General features: G+C 34.0%; 28 protein-coding genes. 19 read left to right on the forward strand and 9 right to left on the reverse strand.

Features of this window, described 5'->3' with window-relative positions:
- Positions 1 to 66: 66 nt before the first annotated feature.
- The gene (locus tag ACLBXA_RS25215; protein WP_000804121.1) at positions 67 to 1,476 is read left to right on the forward strand and encodes an MATE family efflux transporter; all 1,410 of its coding nucleotides are present in this window, start codon (positions 67 to 69) and stop codon (positions 1,474 to 1,476) included.
- A 57-nt stretch (positions 1,477 to 1,533) separates the two neighbouring features.
- Here ACLBXA_RS25215 and ACLBXA_RS25220 read toward each other — a convergent pair whose 3' ends face one another.
- Positions 1,534 to 2,232, reverse strand: a complete 699-nt coding sequence (locus tag ACLBXA_RS25220) for a peptidase E (protein ID WP_000762127.1) — start codon at positions 2,230 to 2,232, stop codon at positions 1,534 to 1,536.
- 392 nt (positions 2,233 to 2,624) lie between these two features.
- Here ACLBXA_RS25220 and ACLBXA_RS25225 point away from each other — a divergent pair, with 392 nt between their 5' ends.
- The 6 genes from ACLBXA_RS25225 (at position 2,625) to ACLBXA_RS25250 (ending at position 6,400) form a co-directional block, all read left to right on the forward strand.
- The gene (locus ACLBXA_RS25225) at positions 2,625 to 3,020 is read left to right on the forward strand and encodes a DUF3942 family protein (RefSeq protein WP_000347524.1); all 396 of its coding nucleotides are present in this window, start codon (positions 2,625 to 2,627) and stop codon (positions 3,018 to 3,020) included.
- A gap of 110 nt (positions 3,021 to 3,130) precedes the next feature.
- Positions 3,131 to 3,544 carry a BlaI/MecI/CopY family transcriptional regulator gene (locus ACLBXA_RS25230; protein WP_000495050.1) on the forward strand — a complete coding sequence of 138 codons (414 nt, stop codon included), beginning with the start codon at positions 3,131 to 3,133 and terminating at the stop codon, positions 3,542 to 3,544.
- Positions 3,545 to 3,548: 4 nt separating this feature from the next.
- On the forward strand, positions 3,549 to 4,361 hold the full coding sequence (locus tag ACLBXA_RS25235; RefSeq protein WP_000871954.1) for a M56 family metallopeptidase: 813 nt from the start codon (positions 3,549 to 3,551) through the stop codon (positions 4,359 to 4,361).
- Positions 4,362 to 4,415: 54 nt separating this feature from the next.
- Entirely contained in the window at positions 4,416 to 5,129 is a 714-nt protein-coding gene (ccdA, locus tag ACLBXA_RS25240) for a cytochrome c-type biogenesis protein CcdA (protein WP_000990435.1), read from the forward strand.
- An 18-nt stretch (positions 5,130 to 5,147) separates the two neighbouring features.
- Positions 5,148 to 5,702, forward strand: coding sequence for a TlpA family protein disulfide reductase (locus ACLBXA_RS25245; protein ID WP_000733184.1), 555 nt, complete (start codon positions 5,148 to 5,150; stop codon positions 5,700 to 5,702).
- A gap of 17 nt (positions 5,703 to 5,719) precedes the next feature.
- Entirely contained in the window at positions 5,720 to 6,400 is a 681-nt protein-coding gene (locus ACLBXA_RS25250) for a prolipoprotein diacylglyceryl transferase family protein (protein WP_000454851.1), read from the forward strand.
- Between the two features lie 123 nt (positions 6,401 to 6,523).
- Here ACLBXA_RS25250 and ACLBXA_RS25255 read toward each other — a convergent pair whose 3' ends face one another.
- Both ACLBXA_RS25255 and ACLBXA_RS25260 read right to left on the reverse strand, forming a co-directional pair.
- Positions 6,524 to 6,661 carry a hypothetical protein gene (locus ACLBXA_RS25255; protein WP_000724012.1) on the reverse strand — a complete coding sequence of 46 codons (138 nt, stop codon included), beginning with the start codon at positions 6,659 to 6,661 and terminating at the stop codon, positions 6,524 to 6,526.
- The gene (locus ACLBXA_RS25260; protein ID WP_000114844.1) at positions 6,661 to 7,755 is read right to left on the reverse strand and encodes a response regulator aspartate phosphatase; all 1,095 of its coding nucleotides are present in this window, start codon (positions 7,753 to 7,755) and stop codon (positions 6,661 to 6,663) included. The genes ACLBXA_RS25255 and ACLBXA_RS25260 overlap by 1 nt, the downstream gene beginning before the upstream one ends.
- A gap of 143 nt (positions 7,756 to 7,898) precedes the next feature.
- Between ACLBXA_RS25260 and ACLBXA_RS25265 the strand changes: the two genes are divergently transcribed.
- A complete protein-coding gene (locus ACLBXA_RS25265; RefSeq protein WP_003309331.1) occupies positions 7,899 to 8,075 on the forward strand; it encodes a hypothetical protein in 177 nt (58 codons plus the stop codon).
- A 39-nt stretch (positions 8,076 to 8,114) separates the two neighbouring features.
- On the opposite strand, the gene ACLBXA_RS25270 is transcribed toward ACLBXA_RS25265, so the two are convergent.
- Complete coding sequence (locus ACLBXA_RS25270; RefSeq protein WP_000427637.1) at positions 8,115 to 8,660, reverse strand: helix-turn-helix domain-containing protein; 546 nt, start codon at positions 8,658 to 8,660, stop codon at positions 8,115 to 8,117.
- A 150-nt stretch (positions 8,661 to 8,810) separates the two neighbouring features.
- Between ACLBXA_RS25270 and ACLBXA_RS25275 the strand changes: the two genes are divergently transcribed.
- Positions 8,811 to 10,142 (forward strand): D-serine ammonia-lyase, encoded by a 1,332-nt coding sequence (locus ACLBXA_RS25275; RefSeq protein WP_000658546.1) that lies wholly within the window; start codon positions 8,811 to 8,813, stop codon positions 10,140 to 10,142.
- Between the two features lie 154 nt (positions 10,143 to 10,296).
- Positions 10,297 to 11,544, forward strand: a complete 1,248-nt coding sequence (locus tag ACLBXA_RS25280; protein WP_000058309.1) for a DUF445 domain-containing protein — start codon at positions 10,297 to 10,299, stop codon at positions 11,542 to 11,544.
- Between the two features lie 32 nt (positions 11,545 to 11,576).
- On the opposite strand, the gene exsE is transcribed toward ACLBXA_RS25280, so the two are convergent.
- The 4 genes from exsE to ACLBXA_RS25300 are packed head-to-tail and all read right to left on the reverse strand — an operon-like array spanning position 11,577 to position 14,515.
- Positions 11,577 to 12,533, reverse strand: a complete 957-nt coding sequence (gene exsE, locus ACLBXA_RS25285) for an exosporium protein ExsE (RefSeq protein ID WP_001261433.1) — start codon at positions 12,531 to 12,533, stop codon at positions 11,577 to 11,579.
- Positions 12,530 to 13,600 (reverse strand): hypothetical protein, encoded by a 1,071-nt coding sequence (locus ACLBXA_RS25290; RefSeq protein ID WP_001039098.1) that lies wholly within the window; start codon positions 13,598 to 13,600, stop codon positions 12,530 to 12,532. The genes exsE and ACLBXA_RS25290 overlap by 4 nt, the downstream gene beginning before the upstream one ends.
- Positions 13,593 to 14,036 carry a hypothetical protein gene (locus tag ACLBXA_RS25295; RefSeq protein WP_000972351.1) on the reverse strand — a complete coding sequence of 148 codons (444 nt, stop codon included), beginning with the start codon at positions 14,034 to 14,036 and terminating at the stop codon, positions 13,593 to 13,595. The genes ACLBXA_RS25290 and ACLBXA_RS25295 overlap by 8 nt, the downstream gene beginning before the upstream one ends.
- Positions 14,033 to 14,515 carry an RNA polymerase sigma factor gene (locus ACLBXA_RS25300; protein WP_001195483.1) on the reverse strand — a complete coding sequence of 161 codons (483 nt, stop codon included), beginning with the start codon at positions 14,513 to 14,515 and terminating at the stop codon, positions 14,033 to 14,035. Before ACLBXA_RS25300 ends, ACLBXA_RS25295 begins: the two co-directional genes overlap by 4 nt.
- Before the next feature lie 283 nt (positions 14,516 to 14,798).
- Between ACLBXA_RS25300 and ACLBXA_RS25305 the strand changes: the two genes are divergently transcribed.
- The 6 genes from ACLBXA_RS25305 to ACLBXA_RS25330 all read left to right on the forward strand — a co-directional run bounded on the left by ACLBXA_RS25305 (position 14,799) and on the right by ACLBXA_RS25330 (position 21,233).
- A complete protein-coding gene (locus ACLBXA_RS25305) occupies positions 14,799 to 15,437 on the forward strand; it encodes a response regulator transcription factor (RefSeq protein WP_000694093.1) in 639 nt (212 codons plus the stop codon).
- 4 nt (positions 15,438 to 15,441) lie between these two features.
- Positions 15,442 to 16,542, forward strand: coding sequence for a sensor histidine kinase (locus tag ACLBXA_RS25310; RefSeq protein WP_000397660.1), 1,101 nt, complete (start codon positions 15,442 to 15,444; stop codon positions 16,540 to 16,542).
- A gap of 136 nt (positions 16,543 to 16,678) precedes the next feature.
- Positions 16,679 to 17,617 (forward strand): ABC transporter ATP-binding protein, encoded by a 939-nt coding sequence (locus ACLBXA_RS25315; protein ID WP_001093814.1) that lies wholly within the window; start codon positions 16,679 to 16,681, stop codon positions 17,615 to 17,617.
- A gap of 37 nt (positions 17,618 to 17,654) precedes the next feature.
- Positions 17,655 to 18,764, forward strand: coding sequence for an ABC transporter permease (locus tag ACLBXA_RS25320; protein ID WP_001020189.1), 1,110 nt, complete (start codon positions 17,655 to 17,657; stop codon positions 18,762 to 18,764).
- A 1-nt stretch (position 18,765) separates the two neighbouring features.
- Positions 18,766 to 19,911: an ABC transporter permease gene (locus tag ACLBXA_RS25325; protein WP_000651861.1), complete on the forward strand. Its 1,146-nt coding sequence runs from the start codon at positions 18,766 to 18,768 to the stop codon at positions 19,909 to 19,911.
- A gap of 110 nt (positions 19,912 to 20,021) precedes the next feature.
- Complete coding sequence (locus ACLBXA_RS25330; protein ID WP_000591944.1) at positions 20,022 to 21,233, forward strand: phospholipase D-like domain-containing protein; 1,212 nt, start codon at positions 20,022 to 20,024, stop codon at positions 21,231 to 21,233.
- 54 nt (positions 21,234 to 21,287) lie between these two features.
- Here ACLBXA_RS25330 and pyrH read toward each other — a convergent pair whose 3' ends face one another.
- Positions 21,288 to 22,031: a UMP kinase gene (gene pyrH, locus ACLBXA_RS25335; RefSeq protein ID WP_001248060.1), complete on the reverse strand. Its 744-nt coding sequence runs from the start codon at positions 22,029 to 22,031 to the stop codon at positions 21,288 to 21,290.
- 376 nt (positions 22,032 to 22,407) lie between these two features.
- Here pyrH and ACLBXA_RS25340 point away from each other — a divergent pair, with 376 nt between their 5' ends.
- The 3 genes from ACLBXA_RS25340 to malS all read left to right on the forward strand — a co-directional run bounded on the left by ACLBXA_RS25340 (position 22,408) and on the right by malS (position 26,931).
- Entirely contained in the window at positions 22,408 to 23,679 is a 1,272-nt protein-coding gene (locus ACLBXA_RS25340) for a cation:dicarboxylate symporter family transporter (RefSeq protein ID WP_000713293.1), read from the forward strand.
- 24 nt (positions 23,680 to 23,703) lie between these two features.
- Complete coding sequence (gene aspA / locus ACLBXA_RS25345; RefSeq protein ID WP_000224183.1) at positions 23,704 to 25,143, forward strand: aspartate ammonia-lyase; 1,440 nt, start codon at positions 23,704 to 23,706, stop codon at positions 25,141 to 25,143.
- A 75-nt stretch (positions 25,144 to 25,218) separates the two neighbouring features.
- Positions 25,219 to 26,931 (forward strand): oxaloacetate-decarboxylating malate dehydrogenase, encoded by a 1,713-nt coding sequence (gene malS, locus ACLBXA_RS25350; protein ID WP_000033289.1) that lies wholly within the window; start codon positions 25,219 to 25,221, stop codon positions 26,929 to 26,931.
- The last annotated feature ends 16 nt before the right edge of the window (positions 26,932 to 26,947 follow it).

Raw genomic sequence — 26,947 nt, forward strand, 5'->3', positions numbered from 1 at the left:
TATTATAACAACTATACAAAGAGATAGATATTGAAAATTGATTTTTAATAAAAGGAGAAATGAAATTTGAAACCACCTGCAGATAACAATAAAGAAGGTGCGGAGTCACATAAGTTGGAAAGTGAGAGTAAACCGATTTGGAAATCGATGTCGATGTTTTTAGTACCATTATTATTAAGTAATGTACTACAATCAGTTGGACAATTATTTGGTATGGTAGTAGTAGGAAGATGGCTTGGAGTTAATGATTTAGCGGCTATATCAGCATTCTTCCCATTATTTTTCTTGCTCGTTTCATTTGTAATTGGTATCGGTTCAGGAAGCTCTATTTTAATTGGTCAGGCGTTTGGTGCTAAAAACGAAGATCGTTTAAAAGCTATCGTTGGTACGACGCTGACATTTACCTTTATTATTGGAGTTGTGTTGGCGATAATAGGCAGTATTTTTGCGATGGATATTATGCGTCTAATGGGAACGCCAGAAAATATTATTGAAATAAGTGTACATTATGCACGAATTTTATTTATATCGATGCCAGTATTATTTTTATATTTCGCATACACAACATTTATGAGAGGTACAGGAGATTCTAAAACGCCATTTTACTTTTTAATTGTAAGTACAGCGCTAAATATGATCTTATTACCAATTCTTATTTTTGGATGGTTAGGAGCTCCGAAATTAGATGTGTATGGAGCAGCCTATGCCTCTGTTATATCTACAGTTATTACGTTTATTGTCATGCTTTTGTATTTAAAGAAGAAAAATCACCCATTACAACTAGACAGCACGGTTAGAAAATACCTTCGAATGGATGGGGAGTTATTAAAGCTATTGCTAAGGCTCGGTATTCCAGCGAGTATTAATATGATATTAGTTTCATTATCTGAAATTGCTGTAATCGCGTTTGTAAATCGTTACGGTTCGGATGCAACAGCTGCTTACGGAGTTGTGAATCAAGTTGCAAGTTATGTACAAATGCCAGCAGTTAGCCTTGGTATTACAGTTTCTATTTTTGCAGCACAATCAATTGGGGCGAATCAATTTGATCGATTGCAGAAAGTTGTGAAGGTCGGAATTATTATGAACTACGTCATCGGTGGTGTGTTAATAGCTCTTATTTACTTATTCTCAAGAGACATTTTATCACTATTTTTAACGAGTCAAACTACAATTGAAATTGCTCATAGCTTAGTTATGATTACGTTATGGAGTTATTTAATTTTCGGTCATGCACAAATTATTAGTGCGACAATGCGAGCGAGTGGTACAGTACTTTGGCCAACTGTTATTGGAGTTGTTTCAATTTGGCTTGTGGAAGTACCCGTAGCATATTATCTTTCTTACCATACAAGTCTTGGAATAGAAGGGATCTGGATCGGGTATCCAGCAGCATTTATTGTCAGCTTAATACTACAGTATGCATATTATAAGCTTTCATGGCAAAAGAAACGAATTACACGATTAGTTAGTTAAATAGAAAAAATGTCTCTAAGTTATTTGACTTAGGGACATTTTTTTGTAGGTGCAGGTTTACAAATAGCTTTTTAAAGTTATATCAAAATGTTGTCTAATGAGTGTTTTATCACTCATATAAAACTCCCACGCTTTTTCTGGTTCACCGATAATCTCAAAGGATTCCTCTGTAATATATAAAGCGCAATTATCCTCCAGTGCAATTCCTTCTATATTCCCTTGATGATTTTGTAAAAAGGAATGGAAGGCGTTCATTCTATTTAATTGATTATAATGTGGACAAAATCTTTTATTAACAATCCCCCATCCGTTACTCTCTATATAACCAGAACCTTCATAATCTGATCGGATACTAGACGTGAACCAACACATAGCACCAGCGCTATAACCAGCAATAAGTGTTCCTTGTTGCAGAGCCAATAATAATTTTTCATCGAGTCTATGTTCTTTCCATTGCGTAAACATATAAATATAATTCCCGCCACCTAGATAAATTAAATCGGCTGAATGAATCATCTCGTCTATTTCATACTTAGAAGGTGAATCTGTTGTAGTACGTAAAATTTGTACTTCACAATGTAATTGTTTTTCAAACGTGTCTAAAAATAATTTTATATAGCTTTCATCATCATGACTTGCCGTTGGAATAAACAATACTTTTGGATACTGTTTATTTGTTAATTCTATAAGGCGTTCATTAATAGGCAAGTGATTTGAATCTTGTAAATCACCGCCACCAATGACAGCTAATTTCATAGTAAAGCACCACCTAATCATTTTTGTTATATAAAAATTCGATAGAAGAGAGTTACATTCCTTCTGTAATGTAATCAATAATTAGAAAATGTAGCTTAAGTATATCGGAATAGTAAAGAAAACACTGATTATATATATCAGTGAATTAGAAACCATTCATTGATATATAATATTTCATACTAATGTTTCAAAAAATGGAAAAAATATGTTTAAATAGATATAATGAAGTATTAATTCATATTGAATTTATATTTATATTTTAAAAGGAAATCGGAAATAATAGCGATTTTCCAAAACAGTTTTTACTTTTAATAGGAAGTTGTATTACAATATGGTAAAATTATTTCAATATATTTATTTAATATGAAATACAAAGAAGGAGCGTGAAAAAAGTGGATTTTCGATTTGAATTTACAACGAAGCTGAAAGAATACTTAGACGATGAGAAGGATGAAAAAATAATAAAAGATGGGCACAGAGATGTAATTTTTCACTATTTATATGCGTTAGAGACTGAAATTGGCGTTGTTAAAAATCCTAATTTTACTTTTTTTGCATCAGGAAGACGTTCACATATAGTGTTAGAAAATGTTGAATTTAAAACAGAAGTAAATGTAAAAAGTAATATAATTGAAATTACAAAAATAGTGGATAATGTAGCTATTCCGTTAGATACTATCGTAGCGAAAGATCGGGAATTATTTGCACTTGGGCGTAATGAGAAGTTTAGTGTACAAATATTAGAGCAGTATCTTTTTGATACATTTGGAGATAAGTTAGGCTTATAATTAATGGAATGGCGTACGTATTTATAAGTAGTGAATTTTAGTGTATCTCATTCGTGTTTGACCTTTTATTTAATTTGTACTACAATTCGTAGTGTGAAAGGAGTCATACTATGTTTACTCAAAACTATAAATTAAATGAGCACGGGTTAAATCATTTCTTTGGACCGCTTGAAGCGAAAATTATGGAGATTGTTTGGTCTAACAAAGGTATTACGATTAAAGAAGTGCAGCAGAAATTAAGTGAAGAATCGCCTGTGAATTTTAACACTGTTATGACAGTTATGAACAGGTTAGTAGAGAAGTTACACTTAGAAAAACAGATTGTAAAAAGAAGTGGCATATATCGTGCTGTACAAACAAAAGAAGAATTCTTATCCAAGCAAACGAAGAAAATGACACAGGAATTGATGGGGGAATTTGGAGATTTAGTTGTAAATCATATGTTAGATGAGTTAGAGCAGGCTGATCCGACTTTAATAAAAAAGTTAGAAGACAAATTGAGTCAGTTAAAAAAAGAGGATTAATGAAATGAAATGGCAAATGCGTAAAATCGTATTGTTAGCAGTAATTGTTAGTACCCTCTTTTTCAGTATGTTAGTGTATTACGTTACATATCCATTTCTGTTTCAAAATAAGATGTTCTTTCTTTCAAATTTTTGCTTGTTCCAGTTAGAAAAACATATGAAAGAATTATCGCTGATTCGTATTATAATCGCTGGATTATTATTACTTACTATATTAATCGTGTGCAAAAGAATTTGGCGACAATTTTTCTATAGTAAAAAATTACAAAAAGTACTTATCCCTTTCATCCGAAAAGGAAAACAAATATATATATTGCCGACTACGGAAGTTGCGGCATTTACAATTGGATTATTCCGTCCGAAAGTTGTCATGTCGGAAGGTTTGCTTCAGACGTTTTCAGATGAAGAAATTGATGCAATTATTTTCCATGAAGAATATCATCAAAAGAATTGGGATCCGCTAAAATTATTTTGTTTTACGTTATTAGCAGAAGGAATGATGTACATCCCGATATTAAAAGGGTTGTTACAGCGATATCATACGTATCAGGAGCTAGCTGCTGATAAATATGCGATGCAAAAAATGGAATCTTCATTTGAGTTAGGTAGCGCGTTATTAAAATTAATTAAAATAAAGACAATGGAAAATCGATGTGTTACCGCTTCATTTGCAAAAACAGCAATAAATTTACGAATCGAGCAAGTGTTAAATGAAAAGGTTGTTAAGCTTACTATTCCGTTACATACGAATTCGGTATATGTAACAGTAGGTTTATTCTGTATGTCGGTTGTACTTATTGTCGGAGAGTGCATATAGCCTCTTTTTTTTAAGAATAAACACTACTTATTGTAGTGTTTTAGGGGGAATAAAATGAATGCAGCAGATTTAACAATTTGGCTTGTGGCTGGGGCGGGAGTATTGTCATTTATATCACCGTGCTCTTTACCGTTATATCCATCTTATTTATCTTATATTACAGGTGTGTCTATCCAAGATTTAAAAGAAAATCGTGGGATTATGCAAAAATCAGCGATTATACATACCATATTTTTTATGATCGGATTTTCGGTTATATTTTACGCGTTAGGTTTATCGGTAAGCTGGATTGGAATAACATTTTCATCTAACCAAAAATTGATTCAACAAATTGGTGGGATTTTTATTGTTTTAATGGGGCTATTTATGACGGGCTTGTTTCAGCCTAAGTGGCTTATGGCAGAGAAAAAGGTGCAGTATAGAAGTAAATCGACTGGATATATTCGCTCGATTTTAGTCGGTATGACATATGCAGCGGGTTGGACGCCATGTGTTGGACCGATATTTTCAGCTGTACTCATGCTTGGCGCGACGAATCCTGAAGGGGCACTTCTTTATATTACAGCGTATACTCTTGGGTTTGCGGTTCCATTTTTCGTGATGGCATTCTTTATTGGGAAGGTAAAATGGATTGTTACATATGCGAATGTCATGATGAAAATTGGCGGTGGAATGATGATTGTAACAGGTATTTTATTGTATACAAATCAAATGACGAAAATTACAGCATTCTTTATTCGTCTATTCGGTGGATTTACAGGCTTTTAAAAATGAGGAGGAAGAAAAGTGAAGAAACTAATTGCTATTATACTAGTAGGTGCTCTCGTTTGGGCGGGGGTTAACTTTTATAATTCAAAGAAAGAAGAAAAGGAAAGAAAAGCAAAGCAAGCAGAGTTACAAGAGAAAGAAGTATTACCACAAGTAGGTTTTAAAGCACCTGGCATCACATTAAAAGGATTAGACGGAAAGTTGCAGTCGTTAAATGATGCCAAGGGAAAACCGTATATTATTAATTTTTGGGCATCATGGTGTGGGCCGTGTGAAATGGAGGCACCTGACTTAGTTCATATGTATGATAAATATAAAAAGGATGTTGAAATTTTTGCGGTGAATGCAACTGTTAGTGACCCAGTACAAGAAGCAAGCGCATTTGCTAATCGCTATGGGTTTGAGTTTCCTGTTCTACTAGATATGGACGGAGTAGCTGGACTAGATTATAAAGTATTCTCTTTACCGACGACATTTTTTGTTAATAAAGATGGAATCATAGTAGATCATGTACGAGGTGTATTACCACCAGATCAATTAGAAAAGAAATTTAAGAAATTGATTGAGAATTAAAAGGAGATTTCGTGACGATGGAGTGGATCGTGAGGTTACAACCCATATCTCTTATAATTGGAAGTCTATTTGGATTTATGTTGATGAAACGAAAGATGAGGCATCAAAATGTATCATATGAAAAAATGATGGATGCCGTAACAAATGCTTTTCTTATCATCGTATTTGTATGGAAGTTTGCGCCAGTAATTTTAAATCCTGTATGGGCTTTTGGGGCGCCAGTGCAAGCAATATTAGCTGTTGGGAGTATGCAACATATTGTAGTAGGATGCGTAATTGCGAGTGTATACATTGTTTGGAAAAGTAAAAAGGAGCAATTTTCGCTTCGTATTTTACTTGATGTATTGCCTTTTAGTCTGTGTGTGAGTATTATCTTTTATTTTCTATTACATCATGAAGTAGGCGCACAAACGACACTACCATGGGGAATAAAAATATATGAATCTAAACTTTTATATCACCCTATTTTCGTATATGAGATCATCCTTGCTCTTTGTATAATGGGCTTTTTATGGATGAAAAATGAAAGGCTTGGAAATGGAAAGAATATAAGTGTTTTTCTAATTATTGAGGGGTTTGCTCAAATCATTATTTCGCTTGTTAGTGAACAAAATTCGGTTCTGTTTGGTCTATCAGCACAGCAAATAATGAGCTTTTGTATTATTAGTTTAGGGATTTTGTTAGTGTCGAAAAAATAAAAAATAGCCATGTACAGAGAGTATCTGTGTATGGCTATCTTTTATAAGCATATTTCTTCATCATATGCTAAATCATTATATTGTAGAAATCTAAAAACCCCTTTATTAGGGGTTTTTAGATTTCTATAGGTCTGCATGTGTTTCTTGTTTATCTGTATCCCATTTTGGAAGTTGTTTTGCTTGTTGACTTTCAGTAAAATTATTAAATCCAAAAGCAAGTATGCATGTAAAGGTTAAAATAGCTAAACTAATCTTTTTCATTATCTTAGTGCCTCCTTAGTTAATAATTTTTGTTTTGCTTCGTAAGTTTTGAAAAAATATTTTTGAGATTTCTCTATTTTATTCACTTTATGAAATTCTACTGCTAATAATTCGTAATATTCTTGTGCATAATCGTATAATTCTTTACTGTTAAAATATGTAGTGCCTGCAATGATTGCGTTTTCTAAGTCGTCTAGAATACCAGTGTGTTGTGTTTTTAAGATAGTGAAATGGTGTTTATATTCTTGATTATTTAATTCATTACAAATTTCTAAGCCTTTTTGAACCCAATGGTTTGCAAGTTCTTTTTCATTTAAAATAAAATGTTCTTTGGCTTGTAGAAAATTGGCTTTTAGGTGTTTAGGTAATTTGTTTGTAACTATTGTAAGATGTCTAATAGCAAGGGTTGATAGATTTTGAGAAGAGTAGAGCCAACCTAAGTTATTTCGAACTTTTAAGATTAGTGTATCGTCTTTCAGCTTTTGTAAAATATTGATTGCTGAATTATAGTTCTCTTCGGCTTGTTCGAATTGTTTTAAATAAACAGAACATGAGCCTAAAATGTTTTCGCATAGAGCTATTTTAATTTCATAACGTGGATATTTTGAGAAAATCTCTTTAGCTTGATTTGCATAATTGATTGCTGTAAGTGGTTTGTTTGTATGGTGATTAAATATAGCAAATTTATATTTATATTCAGCTTCTTCTAGTTCGCCTGGTACATGTTTTAAAAGGGATTCAGCTTTTTCGTATTCTTTTTTTGCTTCATCATAATTTCCAATAATGGTAGCATGTTCAGCTTTAAAAAAGTGATAATAATAAGTAATAAAGTCTTCAGTTATTGGATTGTCTAAACGAACAATTTGACTAAAAGTATCATACTTAATGTTTGTCCAATCGGTTAGGACCTTATATTTAAAGTTTAGTAGGGAGTAGTAAAGCGATAGATTTTGATCAGCTTCAATTTTATTAATCTGTTTCTCTATTTTTTCTTTTAATTGTTTCGCTTCAATTAATTGCTCCGCTACCATTACTTGATATAAAATGTTTAATTCGTTGACAATCTGTTCATGCCCTTTTAATAACACACTCATTATATATTCCCCCATCCGATAAAAGTATCCTAATTTAATTATTTCTATAATAACAAAATAGAAGAAGTATAAGAGTGATTTTACCATATTTTTCAACAAAATTCTGAAAAATCAATTAATTTTTACGTATTTCTTATTTTTATGTGAATATTACAAGTGCCTCTGGTAGTGGTGGGATGAATCTGACTCATGATACGTTAGCATCAATGGGAGGGATAGTTTCAGTTGTAAATATGTTTTTAGGAGGATTGTTCGGATTGGGTCCAACTGTTAAGTTTTTAACAAAAATTTCACTTTCTTATTTAATAAAAACAGGATAATCCGCATTTTATAAGAACCATCCTGTTTTTATTTATACATTAAAAAATCGGCGGAGTAACAGAAAATAAAACTATCGCGTTTTTTTCAAAATGATTCACCCATTTATGCTTTAAATAAGCAGGTATCTTTACACTGTCACCAGTTTCTAATACGTATTCTTCCTCGTTTAAATATAATGTGATTTTCCCATCTAAGACAAATGCTAATTCTTCTCCTTTATGTTCTAGCACATTTTCTGATGAAGCTGTATTAGGCGGGACGGTCATAATTGCTGTTGCTAAATTTCCAGTGAAATCAGGTGAAAGCATTTCATATGATAAATTATCGATAATCATTTTCTTTCGTTTATGGGAACGTACAATTAAATCGTCTGTATTTGTATCTTCAAGTAAAAAGCTAAATGTTGGAACATCAAGAGCTTTAGCAAGTACTTTTAATGTTTGAATAGAAGGGTTAGCCGACCCACGCTCAATTTGACTTAACATAGATGGTGTAATATCGGCCATCTTTGCTAGTTCTTTACTAGTTAAACCTTTTTCTTTTCTTTGTTTTTCAATTTTTTTACCAATATCTATATTTTCCATAATGAAAATCTCCTCAAGGATTATTAAATTATATTTAAATAAATTAAATTAAAATTAACTAAAGTGAACGATTTGTGTTAAACTATATTAAAATTAATTTAATTATAATTTATTATATGGTGAGCTACAAGGATATAAGGAGGAAACAAAATGAAAGAAATAGGGGCATTACAAGCAGAATACCCATTAGTGAATAAACTTATTGCAACAAAAGAAGTATTTTGGATAAACCCACACATAGAAAAGTATGAAAGGGCAATAAAAGATTCACCACTTAATGAAGAGAATGTAAAAGATGCGGAAGAGAGATTAAAGCGTTTTGCGCCATATATTGCGAAAGTTTTTCCTGAAACGAAAGGGACTAACGGCATAATCGAATCACCTTTAGTAAAAATACCTTCTATGAAAGAAGCTTTAGAGACAAATTACAAGCAACCTATTTTAGGAGAATTATTATTAAAATGTGATAGTCATCTCCCGATATCAGGATCAATTAAAGCTAGAGGTGGCATTTATGAAGTGTTGAAACATGCTGAGCAACTAGCATTGCAGCACGGAATGTTAACAGAAGAAGATGATTATTCCATTTTAGATAGTGATACATGTAGAGAGTTTTTCTCGAAGTATTCAATTGCGGTAGGTTCTACAGGGAATTTAGGACTTAGCATAGGAATTATGAGTGCGAATCTAGGTTTTAATGTAACTGTTCATATGTCAGCAGACGCAAAAGAATGGAAGAAAAGTTTATTAAGAAGTAAAGGTGTAAACGTTATTGAATATGAAGATGATTATAGCAAAGCAGTAGAAGAAGGAAGACGACAGGCAGATGCGGATCCTAGCTGTTATTTTGTAGACGATGAAAACTCACATGATCTATTTTTAGGATACTCAGTAGCAGCATCACGATTACAAAAGCAATTAGAAGAGTTAGAGGTTGTAGTAGATGAAGATCACCCTTTATTTGTTTACCTTCCGTGCGGAGTAGGAGGAGGACCTGGCGGAGTAGCATTCGGTTTAAAGTTATTGTATAAAGACAACGTTCATTGTTTCTTTGCAGAGCCAACACACTCACCATGTATGTTACTCGGCTTAATGACAGGCCTTCATGACAAAATTGCCGTTCAAGATATCGGAATTGATAATGTAACAGATGCGGATGGACTTGCGGTAGGAAGACCGTCTGGATTTGTCGGGAAAACGATGGAACCATTTTTAAGTGGAAATTATACAGTAAACGATGAAGAGTTATATAGATTGTTAAAAGAACTAGCTGATACGGAGAATATTTATTTAGAGCCTTCTGCACTAGCAGGTATGATAGGGCCAGTGAAAGTGTGTAAAGAAGATGAGTATTTACAAAAGCAACAGTTAACAGAGAAAGTGAAAAAAGGTACTCATATTGTGTGGGGAACGGGTGGAAGCATGGTTCCTAAAGATGTAATGAATGAATATTATAGGAAAGGTTTGGAATTAACGATATAAGAAAAATGAGGCTAGTTGTAGCCTCATTTTTTCATGTACATAAAAATCTTTGTTATTTTCACAATAGTTCTTTATAGTATATATAAAGGATAACTAATATTGAATAAATATAACAAAAAAGCTTTATTTTACATAATAAGAGGATGTGTATACGATGTCATTACAGACTAAATATATAGCGGGTATTTCGCTTGGGGTTATGGGTGTCGGCTTTGCGGCTTCTATCCCTTTTCAAGGAACGGTAGCTGGAGAGATTATACAAGGTGGATTTGAAGCTGGATTGGTTGGGGGACTTGCGGATTGGTTTGCAGTTACTGCTTTATTCCGTCATCCGATGGGTATCCCAATTCCGCATACAGCTTTGTTACCTAAAAACCGTAAACGGGTAACGAAAGGGCTCATTCATACGTTAGAAAATGAATGGCTAACGAAAGAAAGTATTACGAATAAAGTAAAAGAGATGCAGTTAGCACAAATGGTACTGCAAATTGCTGAGAGAGAAATGCAGTCTGATGCTGTGAAAAAGGGGATTGTAACGATTGCAGAGAAAGCAATTGTAACAATAGATACAGAAAAGTTAGCTGTTATTATTGAAAAAGAATTAAAAACATATTTACATACAATTAATACAAGTAATATTTTACAAGTGCTTGTTGATCAATTAGTTGTGCAAGAATATGATGAAAAGACACTTGATTACATATTAGTGAAGGTAAAAGATTGGACAGCGCAAGATGAAGCTCGTTACCAGCTCGGTAGCTTAGGTATGAAGGCGATGGAAAATATAAAAGTAGATGGATTCTTGCAGTTTACTTTGAAATCATTTATGAATATTGTAGATGAAGATAAAATTGGCGGTATTTTGCAGAAGTTTATCATTAGTAATATTAACAGCTTACAAGAGGCTGATAATAGCACAAGACAACTTATATTAGCGAAGATTCGTCAAGAGATTATCAATGTAAAAGAAAATGAAGCTTTATTACAGGAATTAGAAAATTGGAAAGAAAAGTGGATTGCGAATTGGAATGCTACTGACAAAATAAAAGAGATGCTAGAGCAAGTACAACAAAGAGCAGTTGCTTTTGTAAATAATGAAGAATTTGCTAATCAATATGTTATTCCATTTTTACAAAAACAAATGAATAAAATAAAAGAAGATGAACAGACAGTTCAAAAAATAGAAGATTGGTTACAAAAACAAGTTGTGAATCTTATTGAGAAGAACCATTCGAAAATTGGTAAGCTTGTACAAGAAAACCTTGATAAGTTAGACGATAAAACGTTAATCGAAATGATTGAAAATAATGTCGGTAAAGATTTGCAGTGGATCCGAGTGAACGGGGCGGTTTGCGGATTTATGATTGGATTAGTGTTAGAAGGAATTAAAGCGATTATATAAGAAAAACCTTCCGCAATTGCGGAAGGTTTTTCTTATTTTTCAATAACGCTCATATTTAAATTATAAGTTTTCTCAATATTTAACTTGTGCGTGCCATTTCCAGTTTTAATTGAATTTTTATACCAATGTTCTTGGTTGTTTAATTCTGGATGTTCTTCTGAAGAAGTATTTTCTTTTTTTGTTAAATCTTCTACTTGTTCCCAAGGTGTGCTTCCGTGTGTTTCTTTTTGATTCGTTACTGCTGTTAAAGAAACATCACTCTCTTTTGCAAGATGGACAGACACTCTTGAGCTTTCTTGTACAAACCAATTATTTTGTAATTGACCTGGATAAAGAGATAGTTCGTTATTTGAAGCACGGATTTCCACATTTTTATTTTGTGGAAGAACAAGCGTTGGTTTCACTTGTGGTGCTGAACTAAATAACGTATGTTGAACAGGTAATGATTTTAAATTGATATACATGGTTTCTCCAGCCGTTTGAACTGAAAGGAAATCATCTTGTTTTAAATTGAGTTTTTCATTTGCTTTCGTCGTCATTTCATAAGTTCCCAAAAGGTGAATTTGATTTGTATTATTTCCCTCTATCGTTAGAGGCTGATGCCCTGCATCTACTACAATTTTTTTGATAGATTCAGGTATATCAAATTGTCCGTCTGGAATATTACTCGTTTGTCTCGTTGTGTTAATAGAATGACGAAATTCTTCTAGTAATCCAGTTGATAATAAACAGTAAAAAGCAATTCCGACGCTTCCTAAAACGCCGATAAAGAAAATGCTGAAAATATCATATTTAATAAATGATTGTTCCTTCTTAGAAAATACAAGGTATAGTAAAACTTCAGCTCCAAGTATGATAAGTAAAACTGGCCACCATGCAGTTAGTGTATCTAATACTTGAATTCCTTTTACGACTGAAAATAGTAAAAAGCATCCTAACGATATAATAGAAAGCCCCATTGAGAATGTTCCAACACGCCAAGTCCTCATTCGCTTGTCCCACCTTTGTTTTCTTTATTTCCAAGTAACAATTTAAAGCCGCCGCCAATTAAAAGGAGCGCAACGATAGATGTTTGGAAATAGCGATAATATAGTTCACTAAGATGAATATTAAATATAGTTACAAAATAATCATTCAAAATAGGAAGGACTGTTTGATCTAATAAATAATAAACACCGAGTGTAATTAATCCGATACCAATCCATCTTTGATGATTTATAAAATAATCGATAATGGGTTCGTCTTGTACTCGTTCTTTTCCGTATTTTGCTGTTTGCTGTAAAGCATCAAAAAAGCTATAGAACCAAATGATTGGCACTAAAAATAAAAACGCAGAAAGTCTTAATAAGTCGAGTAAATAAATAGATAGTAAAAAGGCTGCCATAAGCTGAAGACCACGGCGTTGTAAGCCTAAATACATATGACCTGCTCCGGGGAACATCGCTAAAATAGAAGCAAATGTTTTATTTTTCTTTCCTTGCTCGCGGTGCTCTTCAAACTCTTCGAAAATAGTACGATCATCTAATTGCTCGCCACGTTCTTTTTTCTGGAGTTGCTGAACAACGTCAAAGAAATTGTAAATCCATAAAACAGGTAATGTAATAAGGAAGATAAGAAAACTTTCTTGCGATGTTAAAAGTGCAACGAAAATGATCATACTTCCGATTCCTGTGCAAGCTACTAAAAATGTAAGTCCGCGTTGCATAAGTCCTAATTGAAAATGGCCAAGTCCAGGGATGATGGATAAGAGAATGATATAAAATCGTTCGCTCTCTTTAGAGGATTCTATGAATTCTCCGGCAGCTTGTTTTTTCGATTGATTAATAATAGTGATAACTAAATCTAATAAATTGATTGCCCATAACACGACTAGTAAAAATAGAGAAAGAAAAGCAATATCACGGGCTCCTAATGCTATTGTACAAAATGCTGCAAAGATAAATAGAAATACAGCCCCTCCGCTATATAAAATAAACCGTCCAAATTTCTTTAAATATAAATGTCCAAGCCCAGGAATTAGCCCTAATACAAGTGCTAAAAAGGGATTTTTATTCATGCTTTGAACCTCCGTCCTTTTTCGATGTGTCTACCGATTTGTTTACAATTTGTTGTGAGATAGAAGACTCGTTATGTTTTGAAGATTTCTCTAAATTTGATGTCGCTGTAAAAATATACTGAAATAAACCACTTACCATAAAAATAATTGTAGCCGCAGTCGCAATTATGTAGTGAATGATCGTGCGCTTTAGTGAGGTTGTTTTTATATTTTCATTAGACTGTAGTGTTTCAAAATTAATTTGCGTCATAACTTCGTTCGTAAATGAATCATCATTTATCATTGGAAGGTTTTCATGTTGTTCATCAATACTTTCCATATAAAGTGCTAAACAATGATCACATTCATAAAGATGTTCTTCCATAGATTCACGTTCATTGCTTTCTATAAAATCTAATGTATAATTGCGCCAATCTTCTTTTGAATAATGCATCATAGAAACTCTTCCTCCTTCCAATGTTTTTTAATCCATTTTCTTGCCCGATACAGTTTCATTTCGACTGTTTTTACTTCAATGTTTTCCTGTAAAGCAATTTCTTGATAGCTTTTTTCTTGTAAGTAATGTGCGAGAACGACGTCACGGTAATTTTCAGGAAGTTCTCTCAGTTTTTGAGCAATGAGTAATTTCTGCTCTTTCGTCAATAATAAAGCCTCAATATTATGAGAGGACTGTATATTTTCCTCATTTTCTTTACATAAGGAGAGTTCTTCACTTTCTCGAGCTTTCTTCCTCTTATAATCAATAGCGTGATTGGTGGCAATACGTGCCATCCACGTTTTTAATCCGCGAAATTGATAATTTGGGAGAGAGGCGTGAATTTTTACGAATACTTCTTGTGTAACATCTTTCGCATCTTCTTCATGTCTTACAATAGAAAAGATAACTTGAAAAATATAATGACGATATGTTTGCACGAGGATACGAAAAGCATGTTCGCTTCCTTGTTGTGCTTTTTCAATTAATTGTTTTTCCTCAATGGGTCTCTCCCTCCTTTTTGACGCATTCTATTATATAGACGTAAAGAATGATAAGTCACCCTACACATTTTGTAAAAAAAGAATAATATATTTTTTGCAGAAGAGCTAGATGAAAAAAGTGTGAAAAAATGGTAAGCAGAAGTATATAATGAGCAAGTAGGAAATGTTATACGGAGAAAGGATGTGAATGTTAGTAGGAGGAAGGTCCATACTAACAAACATGAAAATTAAAATATTAATAGCAGACGATAATTCTTTTATTAGAGAAGGCATGAAAATTATTTTAAATACATATGAAGAGTTCGAAGTGGTAGATACAGTAAATGATGGAGAAGAAGCTGTAGCATATTGTAAAAAGCATGAAGTTGATATTGCTCTTTTGGATGTTCGTATGCCAAATATGAACGGTGTAGAGGCGACGAAGTTTATTTGTGAAGAGACGAAAACAAAACCGCTTATTTTAACGACGTTTGATGATGATGAATATATTTTGGATGCAGTAAAAAACGGAGCGAAAGGGTATTTATTAAAAAATAACGATCCGGAGCGTATTCGTGATGCAATAAAAGGGGTATATAATGGCCAAACTGTTATGCAAGATGTAGTTCTCGATAAAATTAAGTCCAATTTAATGGAAAGTAAAGAGGAAGAATGTAAAATAGATAAAAGTCTTTTTACTGAAAGAGAGCTTAGTATTATCGCATTAATTGCAAAAGGTTTCTCAAATAAAGAAATTTCGAAACAGCTTTTTATATCTGAAGGAACAATCGCAAATTATATTACATCAGTTTTAGGGAAAACGGGACTTGAACATCGCACACAAATTGCGATTTACTACTTAACAGGGAAAGTAGATTAATGATATGGAATTTTGGTTAACTGTAAGTAAATTAATTGTCTTTATATATATTGTGTTCAGTTACATACATTCAAATGTTACGAACTTACCATGGGTTATATTTGCTTTGCTTTTATATCTTTCTGTAAACGTGCTAATCTCTATATTAAAAAAAGATACGTACAAAAAAATATTGATTTGTATTTCAATTAGTGTAGTTATGTTATTAACATGGAGGGTTCATCCGTTTTTTATTTTGTTTTTACCTTTGAATTTATACGAAATTACATTCCATTACATAGACAAGAATTGGTCACGCTTTGTTATTATGATGCTTCCAATTACAATTACAGATGAAAGCATTCGAATGACTTATGGATTAATTGTTGCATTTTCTTTTCTCGTTTTAACTATGGCAGATCGATATATATCACGTGTAGTAAAGCTTGAATCGCAAAATGATAAGATGCGAAAAGATATGCAACGACTTACGAAAAGCTTACATGAAAATAAAGAGTACATAAGACAATCAGAATACACATTTAAGCTAGAAGAGAGAAATCGGTTATCACAAGAAATTCATGATAAAATTGGTCACTCGATGACAGGTGCATTAATTCAAATGGAAGCTGCAAAGAGATTAATGGGGATAGATAAAGAAAAATCTGCGGAGTTATTACAAAATGCAATTCATATTTCAAAAGATGGAATTGAAAGTATTCGCATTACATTAAAAAATATGAAGCCACCAACTGAGCAAATTGGCATTCACCGTATGAAATTATTCATAGAGGAGTTTGCTAGTAAGCATGATGTAAACATTCCTTTCGTATATAAGGGAAACTTAGATATGATTTCTCCCATTCAGTGGAAAATTATTGGTGAAAATGTTACCGAGGCACTAACAAATGCGATGAAATATGCTGATGCGACAGTTATTTCTATAGATATTCATGTACTTAATAAGATGGTTAAGGTGCAAGTGAAGGATAACGGAAAAGGCGCAGCTCTTGTTAAGAAAGGTCTCGGTATTATGGGGATGGAGGAGCGAACAGCGTCTGTAAATGGGAAAATTATTGTAGATGGAACAAGTGGTTTTTCAGTGACGATGTTGTTGCCGATATAAGAGAATGGGACGAAGATGAACCATCTCATATGAAAAAAGTGAATAATCTCATGTGAAAAGAATGAACTTCTGCACTGAGCAGGTTCATTTTTTTTGTTTATACTAAAAGCAGAGAAACCGAAATAGGGGTGAAATGATGAATACATTAGAAATTAAAAATTTAACGAAAAAATTTGGTGATTTCATCGCGGTAGATAATATGTCTTTATCTATTAAAGAAGGAGAGATATTTGGCTTTTTAGGATCAAATGGTGCTGGTAAAAGTACAACGATAAATATGATTGCTGGGTTGTTAAGAAGTAATGAAGGTGAAATTAGCATATTAGGAAAAAATATAAAAAAACATAATCGATTTGCGAAGATGAATATCGGTATCGTTCCGCAAGATATTGCGATTTATGAAGAGTTAACTGCCTATGAAAATGTGAAATTCTTTGCTGGATTGTACGGTTTAAGAGGAGCAGAGCTAAAAGCAAGAGTAGAGGAAGCGCTTCAGTTTGTGGGGCTTAGTGATAAACATAAAAGTTATCCGAAAAACTTTTCTGGCGGGATGAAACGAAGATTGAATATCGCTTGTGCGATCGCTCATAGACCGAAGTTAATTATTATGGATGAGCCGACAGTGGGAATTGATCCACAGTCAAGAAACTATATTCTCCAGTCTGTTCGAAAATTAAATGAAATGGGAAGTACCATTATTTACACGAGCCACTACATGGAAGAAGTAGAAGAGATTTGTACGAAAATAGCAATTGTAGATCACGGTAAAGTAATTGCAGAAGGTACGAAAGAACAGTTAAAAGCGATTATTACTGATACGAAAGATATTTGGGTTGAAGTGAAGTCAGTAGAAAATTTAGATGTAAAAAAGTTAAAAGAGATAAACGGTGTGAAAGCTGTTCAAATTGAAGAGAACGTAATTAAAGTAAACTCGGATGCAGGAGTAAACAATTTAAATAAAATTATTCAGCACTTCATTAATCATGATATTGAAATTCGTTCGGTAGAGGAGCAGGCCCCGAACTTAGAAACAGTATTCCTTACGTTGACTGGAAGAAACTTACGAGATAAATAAAAGGTAAATGAAGAAAAGGTAAAGGGAGGTTCATCAATTGAACATCTTCAATATTGCAGTTATGCATATTAAAAGAGATTTCAGAGACGTAAGAACTTTAGTTTTTATGTTAGCATTTCCGGTTGTACTTATGCTTGTGTTAGGAACAGCGTTAACGAATGCATTTGATAGCGATAGTCAAGCGATTAAAGATATACAAGTGCTCTACAAAGATGAAGCGAGTAGCACATTTTCTCAATCGTTCGAAGCATTTACGAAAGAAGTCGATAAATCGGGTATTCATTTTAAAAAAGCTTCCGAAGGTATAGATGGGAAAGAAGAAGTGAAGCAAAATAAATATGCTGCTTATGTAGAGTTAAATAAAGATGGTGCAAAATTTTATGGAAGTGACAAAAGTAGTGTTGAGGGAAGTATTGTGGAAGGCATGCTTACAACATTTGTTGATAAGTACAATGTAGCGGCCGAAGTTGCAAAAGTAGATCCTAGTAAGGTGAGCACAGTTTTTTCAAGCGGAAATCATAATGATTATATAAAAGAAACATCTTTACAAGCTGCGAAAAAACCAGGTTCTATGGATTACTACGCGGTTGTAATGACAACGATGATTGCACTATATGCTGCGATGGGAGCGAGTTCTTTAATTCGAGGAGAACGAATACGTAAAACAGGAGATCGTCTCATTGCTGCACCTATAAGTAAGGCTGAAATATTCATTGGAAAAGTACTTGGTAGCCTAGTAGCAAATGCTCTGTGCATATTACTCGTCATGTTATTTAGTAAATTTGTTTTTCAAGCGAATTGGGGCGACCATCTTGGAATCATATTTCTTATTTTATTAACACAAATTTTTCTAGCAATTAGCTTCGGTTTAGGAATTGGATATATTACAAAAACACCGGAATCATCTAGAGCAATTATTATGGTTATTGTGCAATTATCCTCTATTTTTGGTGGTGCATATTTCGTAATAGAAGAAAATTTCGTTACGAATTTATCACCATTAACGTGGGCAAACACAGCTGTTATGAAAATTATTTATGCAAATGATGTAGGAGCAGCACTACCGGTAATATGTTTAAACCTTGGCATTTCAGCACTCTTTTTATTAATTGCAATTATTGCATTACGTAGACGGGAGGGGCTATAGTATGAAAGATATTTTATGGCTCATACAAAAAACGTTATCTGTACTTTTGAAAAATAAAAAAGGGTTATTCATTATTATTAGTTTGCCGATAATTGGAACACTAATCTCCTTCTCGATGTATGGGAATATGGGGCAAGGGACGTTAAATATCGGGGTTATTAATAAAGAAAATCAATCTATAGCAAATGATACGGTGAAATTTTTAGAAGGATTAAATCATGTAAAGGTAAGTAAAATTAAAGAATCTGAAGTAGAAGATAAACTCACTTCCAAAAAACTTGATGGAGTTATTACATTAGATTCTGGTTTTTCAAAAAGTGTTCGAGAAGGGAAACCAAATCATATTGAAATTTCATCGATTAAAGGTGATCAAGTAACAGGATTTATAAAATCATATTTATACAATTATATTGATAATGTAGCAGCTATTAGTAAAGTAGCAGGAACAGATCAAAGTGCATTTGATACTATGTACGCAGGATATCAAAAAGGTTCATTTAAAATGAAAACTGAGACGCTAGAAGATACTTCGAAAAATAAAGATATGACAAACCAAACGATGGGTTACCTTATTATGTTTATGCTATTTTCAGCAGCGAACTTATCAGGTTATATTTTAAAAGAAAAGGAAAATAGAACGTATTTTAGACTCTTATCAACGCCGATAGATGGGAAGAAATTCATATTATCTAATGTCGGGGTAAATATGCTGCTATTAACAGTACAAATTCTGATTACAATCTTATTCCTAACGAATATTTTTCATATAAATATCAATATGCCTTTCATAGTGATGATTGGTGTACTCATGCTATTTGCTTTAATAGCGATTGGAATATCGTTAGTCCTTGTCGCTTTTTCGAAAAACTCAGCATCAGCAAATGCACTGCAAAATATGATTATTGTACCAACATGTTTACTGGCTGGATGTTATTTTCCTTATGACATTATGCCAAAAGCGGTACAAAAAGTAGCTGATTTTCTTCCGCAGAGATGGCTATTAGACACAGTATCAAAACTACAACAAGGAATTCCAATTTCAGATTTGTATTTAAATATTTTAATCTTATTTGCCTTTGCAGTAGCATTCTTCTTAATTGCTATTTATAAGTTTGGAAGAAATAATGATGCGAGAAACTTTGTTTAACATGAAAAGGGTGTGACGTTAAGTCGCATCCTTTTTTGTATGAAGCATGAAATCTAAATTTGAATGACAAAATAGAAAGGTGGAAAGAAAATGAGCGGAAGGAAATCAAAATGATTAAAAAAATATTGCGAGTTACTTCTATTGTAATTACTATTTTCGTTTTTGTTTTAATTTGGATGCATATTGACGTTACGCTCGGAAGAAAAATGGAAGTCGGGAAAAATATGCCGACAGAGTACGCTCCTCATTATAGTGATTTTCAATTATATGTAGAAGGAAAGTCATTTTATAAACAGTTATTTACTGATATAAGAGAGGCGAAGCAATCTATTTACACGTACTTTTTCATTTTGTCGGATGATAAAAGTAGCCATACTTTTTTAAACTTATTAAAAGAGAAGGCGAGAGAAGGAGTAAACGTATATTTATCTGTCGATTTACTTAACGATTTATCATTTGAAAGAAAGGTGAAAAAAGAATTACAGGAAAGTGGCGTGCATTTTACATATAGTAGAAAACAGGAATTACCATTCGGGTTTTATTCCCTACATCATCGTAATCATCGCCGTATTACGACGATTGATGGAGAAATTGGCTATACAGGCGGATTTAATATAGGAGATGAGTACTTGGGGAAAGATAAGCGATTTGGATATTGGCGTGATTATCATGTACGGCTTAAAGGAGAAGGAGCAAAAGATTTAGAGGAGCAATTCGCTTTAGATTGGAAGCGAGATACGAAAGAAGAGATAAAGAGAAGTACGAATAAGGCTAGCAAAGGGAATACATTACATACTATGACTAGTTACAATGGCCATTACGTTGCTGAGAAATATATAGAGCTCATAAAACAAGCTCAGCACTCAATTGTAATTGCAACGCCGTATTTTATAGCGAAAAATAAAGAATCTATGAATGCTTTAATCGCGGCGCAAAAGCGTGGTGTTACAGTAAAAATACTTTGGTCATATAAACCAGATCTACCTCTTATAAAAGAAGCGGCGTATCCATACATACGTCAGGCTGTTAATAATGGGATTACTGTATATGGGTATAAAAAAGGAATGTTTCATGGAAAGTTAATGCTGATTGATAATGAGTTAACTGTTATAGGTACAACAAACTTTACTTCGCGTAGCTTCAATATAAATGATGAAATGAATTTTTATATTTATGGTGGTCCTATTGTAGAACAAGTTAATAAGGCGTTAACAGAGGATTTTCATGATTCGAAAGAAATGACGAAAGAGTTTTTTGAAAAGTTATCTTTTTGGGAGCGTTGTAAGGAGAAAGTAGCGGGATTGGTTGACTTCTATTTGTGATGATGAATTAGGAAAGGGTGCCTACAAAAGACACCCTTTTTTGGTGGGAAATCATTATTTTTCATGCACCAGCAATGAAGCATCATCATTAATCAACGTCCCTACATGCTCCCCTAAACAAATTCGTTTCATCACTCCAGGCTCATCAAAGTTAAAGACATGTGCTGGTAAATTGTAGTCTCGGGCAAGCAGTAATGCTGCTTGATCCATGACTTGTATATTTTGTCTAACAACATCATTATAGTTTAGTTTGCTGTACATTTTTGCTGATTTGTTATGCTTTGGATCACTTGTAAAAACGCCGTCGACACCTTGTTTTGCGACTAATATGGCATCACTATTCATTTCAATAGCTCTTTGTACGCTTGGATAATCTGTCGTCACGAACGGTTGCCCGTTTCCGCCTCCAAAGATAACGATATAACCGTTATCTAAATGGTGGACTGCACGCAAACGAATGTATGGTTCAGCTACTGCATTAAATGGAATGGAAGTCATAACGCGCACTTCTCTATTTGTTTTACTTGTTAAAACACCGCGAAGCATTAAGCTGTTAATAATTGTACCTAACGTACCGATATTATCAGCTTCTACGCGATCAATTCCCCATTCTTCAGCTAGATGACCTCTAAAAATGTTACCGCCACCGATGACGATGGATACTTCGATACCTAAATCAACAATGGATAAAATTTCGTTTGCGATATGTTCTAATCGTTTGGAGTTAAAGCTATTTCCAGTTTGATCGGCAAGTGCACCGCCGCTTAATTTAATTAAGACACGTTTATATGGTCTCATAACTATTCCCCCTATATAGATCGCAATAAAAAAGGAACAAAGGCGAATGCCTTTGTTCCTTTTTAAGAAAATGAAAAAGAAAAGAAGAAGATAGGACGAATTTCTTTGTATAGTTTCTCATAACATCCACTCCTTTTCATTTCGATTTTTTTTAAGTATATATCTTTTTGATTATACGAAACAATCTGATTACTTATCAAGTTTATTTTATCGTTTTTTAACAAAATGGTGTCAATGAAAAAAAGAAGAAAAATATTTGAATTTTTTGTGACGAACTTGTAGGTTTTTGTATGATTTTGTAGGTTCGCTTATAAGATGTGTAAGTAGCTTTTATAAATTCAAATTGAAAGCGTTCGCATGAAGGGGATGAACATAAATGAAAAAATTCGGATTGGCAACACAAATTTTTGTAGCGCTTGTTTTAGGGATTGTAGTAGGGGCAGTCTTTTATGGCAATAAAACGGCGATTTCTTATATCACACCAATTGGAGATATATTTATTCACTTAATTAAGATGATTGTAGTACCAATTGTTATTTCAGCATTAATTGTTGCAGTAGCTGGTGTAGGAGATATGAAAAAGCTTGGGAAACTGGGCGGTAAGACAATTCTTTATTTCGAAATTATTACGACAATTGCTATTTTAATGGGATTACTTGCAGCGAATATATTCCAACCAGGTACTGGTGTTGATATGAGTAATTTACAGCAAAGTGATATTTCTTCTTATAAACAAACTGCAGATGCAACCGAGAAGAAAGGTTTTGCTGAGACAATTGTTCACATTGTACCGAAAAACGTATTTGAATCGATTGCACAAGGTGACCTATTACCGATTATATTCTTCTCAGTATTATTCGGCTTAGGAGTTGCGGCAATTGGGGAAAAAGGAAAGCCTGTCTTTAACTTTTTTGAAGGCGTACTCGAAGCCATGTTTTGGGTTACAAATCAAGTGATGAAATTTGCACCATTTGGTGTATTCGCATTAATTGCCGTTACGGTTGCAAAATTTGGTGTAGCGACATTACTTCCGCTAGGAAAACTAGTGCTAGCTGTATACGTAACTGTTATACTATTCGTTGTGATTGTATTAGGTATTAATGCACGAATGGTTGGCGTAAACATTTTTACATTAATGAAAATTTTAAAAGAAGAACTGATTCTTTCGTTTACGACAGCAAGTTCAGAAGCTGTTTTACCTAATATAATGAGAAAAATGGAAGAGTTCGGTTGTCCAAAGGCAGTTGCCTCTTTCGTAATTCCGACAGGTTATACATTTAACTTGACTGGATCGGCTATTTATCAAGCGTTAGCGGCATTGTTTGTTGCACAAATGTACGGTGTGCACATGTCATTAACGGAGCAAATAACGTTATTATTCGTTCTCATGTTAACATCCAAAGGTATGGCGGGAGTTCCAGGTGCATCGTTCGTTGTTGTATTAGCAACGTTAGGTTCAATGGGGTTACCACTAGAAGGTATCGCGTTAATTGCGGGAATTGACCGCATTTTAGATATGATTCGCTCATCTGTCAATGTATTAGGAAATGCATTAGCGGCCATTGTTATGTCGAAGTGGGAAGGCGAATTCGATAATGAGAAAGCAAAACAATATGTAGAAACAGTCAAAGAAACAAAAGCAGCATAAGAAATCGTTAAGGAGTGAATAATCATGGCAACATTAACTGAAGTTAAAAATGGTGTTCGAATTGAAAAAGATTTTTTAGGTGAAAAAGAAGTGCCAAACTATGCATACTACGGCGTACAAACAATGCGTGCAGTAGAAAACTTCCCAATTACAGGATACAAAATCCATGAAGGCTTAATTAAAGCATTCGCAATTGTAAAAAAGGCTGCAGCGCTTGCTAATACAGATGTAGGAAGATTGGAATTGAACAAGGGCGGCGCGATCGCAGAAGCCGCTCAAGAAATTCTTGATGGAAAATGGCATGATCATTTCATCGTAGATCCAATCCAAGGCGGAGCAGGTACTTCAATGAATATGAATGCAAATGAAGTCATGGCCAATCGTGCTCTTGAATTATTAGGAATGGAAAAGGGAGACTATCATTATATTAGTCCAAATAGTCATGTAAACATGGCGCAATCAACAAACGATGCATTCCCAACGGCGATTCATATTGCAACATTAAATGCATTAGAAGGCTTATTACAAACGATGGGTTATATGCACGATGTATTTGAATTAAAAGCAGAGCAGTTCGATCATGTTATTAAAATGGGTCGTACACATTTACAAGACGCTGTGCCAATTCGTCTTGGACAAGAATTTAAAGCGTATTCTCGCGTACTTGAACGTGATATGAAACGTATCAAGCAATCACGTCAACATCTATATGAAGTAAATATGGGAGCAACTGCAGTTGGTACAGGCTTAAATGCAGATCCAGAATATATTGAAGCAGTTGTAAAACATTTAGCTACAATTAGTGAACTGCCACTTGTTGGTGCAGAAGACTTAGTAGATGCAACGCAAAATACGGATGCATACACAGAAGTATCAGCAGCACTGAAAGTATGTATGATGAATATGTCTAAAATTGCGAATGACCTTCGCTTAATGGCATCAGGTCCACGTGTTGGCTTAGCGGAAATTATGTTGCCTGCTCGTCAACCAGGTTCATCTATTATGCCAGGGAAAGTAAACCCTGTTATGCCAGAAGTAATTAATCAAATTGCGTTCCAAGTAATTGGTAACGACCATACAATTTGCCTTGCTTCAGAAGCAGGACAGTTAGAATTAAACGTTATGGAACCAGTACTTGTTTTCAACTTACTTCAATCTATTAGCATTATGAATAACGGTTTCCGTGCCTTTACAGATAATTGCTTAAAAGGAATTGAAGCGAATGAAGATCGCTTAAAAGAGTATGTTGAGAAGAGTGTAGGAATTATTACAGCCGTGAACCCTCATATCGGTTATGAAGCAGCAGCTCGCGTTGCGAAAGAAGCAATTGCAACAGGTCAATCCGTTCGAGAACTTTGTGTGAAAAACGGTGTACTGTCACAAGAAGACTTAGAGTTAATTCTAGATCCATTCGAAATGACGCACCCAGGGATTGCAGGAGCAACTCTTTTAAAGAAAAATTAAAAGAAGAGGGGGGACAATCCCCTCTTTTTTGTTTACAATATAGAAATGCTATATATGAATAGAGGTAGGGATGTTATGAGTAAGTTTACAGTAGCTTCTAATGGTTCATTAGAAACGACATTAAGAGGAGTAGAAGTATTATCGACACCACTTTTAAATAAAGGGGTCGCTTTCACGCAAGAAGAGAGAGAAGAATTAGGTTTAAAAGGGTTATTACCGCCAGCAGTTTTAACATTAGAAGAACAAGCACGCCGAGCATATGAACAATTCTGTTCTCAGCCGGATGATTTATTAAAGAACGTATATTTAACAGCGTTACATGATCGAAATGAAGTATTATTTTATCGTATATTAACAAATCACTTACGTGAAATGTTACCAATTGTATATACACCAACAGTCGGTGTAGCAATTCAAAGGTATAGTCATGAATACCGTAAACCGCGTGGTGTGTATTTATCAATTAACGATCCGTCGGGTATCGAAGAAGCATTCGCCAATATCGGTGCAACAGCTGAAAACATTGATTTAGTCGTTGTAACAGATGGAGAAGGCATACTTGGAATTGGTGACTGGGGTGTTGGTGGTATAAACATCGCAATCGGGAAATTAGCTGTTTATACGGCCGCAGTTGGTATCGATCCTAGCCGTGTATTACCGGTAATTTTAGATGTGGGTACAAATCGTGAGGAACTATTAAACAATCCATTTTATATTGGAAATCGTCACCCTCGTATAACTGGTGAAGCTTACGATGAATTTATTGATACATTTGTACAAGCAGTGAATAAACAATTCCCGAAAGCACTTTTACATTGGGAAGATTTTAGTTCTCGAAATGCACGAAAAATTTTAGATAAATATCGTCATGATATTTGTACATTTAATGATGATATTCAAGGTACAGGTGCAGTTTCACTTGCTGCTGTGTTATCGGCAGTGAAAGCTTCTGGTGTACCATTAAGTGAACACCGCGTTGTTGTATTTGGTGCTGGTACGGCTGGAATCGGTATCGCAGATCAAGTTAGAGATGCGATGGTCCGCGTAGGCGTATCTGAAGAAGAATCATATAAGCGTTTCTGGTGTATTGATCGTAACGGATTAGTTACAGATAATATGGAAGACCTTCTTGATTTCCAAATTCCGTACGCAAGAAAAGAAGCGGAAGTAAGTGAGTGGAAGCAAAATGATATGATCGGACTTGCTGAAGTTGTGAAACATGTAAAACCGACAATTTTAATTGGTACATCTACTGTTGCGGGCGCATTTAAAGAGGAAATTATTAAAGAAATGGCTTCTCACGTAGAAAGACCAATCATTTTACCAATGTCGAATCCAACACCGCTTGCTGAAGCAAAGCCAGCAGATGTAATCGAGTGGACAGAAGGAAGAGCATTAGTTGCAACAGGAAGTCCATTTGAACCAGTTACATATAACGGTGTAACGTATGTGATTGGACAATCAAATAATGCACTTATTTTCCCAGGGCTTGGTCTTGGAACAATTGTAGTACGTGCAAGCGTTATGACGGATGGAATGTTCGCAGCAGCTGCGGAAGCAGTTGCAAGTATGGTAGATACAAGTCAGCCAGGAGCACCTATTTTACCAGAGGTCGAAGAATTACGTAATATCTCAGAAATGGTTGCAATTGAAGTAGCTAAAGTTGCAGTTGCAGAAGGTGTTGCAAGAGTGAACTTAAGTGATAACGATATTAAGATGGCAGTGAAAGAAGCAATATGGGAGCCGGAGTACCGCCAAATAAAAGCGGTAGAAAAGGTTAGAATATAGAAAAAAAGCCCGTTTA

The sequence above is a fragment of the Bacillus sp. D48C genome (assembly GCF_053345735.1).